Genomic DNA, 389 nt, shown 5'->3' with positions numbered 1-389 from the left:
CCGCCGGCGCGCCTGGTCGGGCGCTACGAGCTCGCCGACCGCATCGGCCTGGGCGCGATGGGGTCGGTCTGGCGGGCCTGGGACCACCAGTCCGGTCGCTGGGTGGGCGCCAAGGTGCTCGACCAGACCACCGCCGCGGGCGACGCCGGGATGCTGCTGCGCTTCGTGCGCGAGCAGTCGGTGCGTGTCGCGCACCCGCACGTCGTGGCCCCCACCGGCTGGGCCGCCGAGGACCACCTGGTCGTCCTCACCATGGACCTGGTGCGCGGCGGGTCGCTCGACGACCTGCTCGCCGAGCACGGGCCGCTGCCCGAGAGCTACGTGCGGGTGCTCCTGGCCCAGCTGCTGCGCGCCCTGGCCGCGGTGCACGAGGCGGGGGTCGTGCACCG

General features: G+C 76.6%; 1 protein-coding gene. It reads left to right on the top strand.

Features of this window, described 5'->3' with window-relative positions:
* Positions 1-389 (top strand): protein kinase domain-containing protein (locus QWY29_RS19850; protein WP_336621855.1); only part of this gene is annotated, 389 nt, incomplete at both ends.

The sequence above is a fragment of the Nocardioides abyssi genome (assembly GCF_030412915.1).
Taxonomy (GTDB): domain Bacteria; phylum Actinomycetota; class Actinomycetes; order Propionibacteriales; family Nocardioidaceae; genus Nocardioides; species Nocardioides abyssi.
This window is presented reverse-complemented; position numbering and strand designations above follow the sequence as displayed.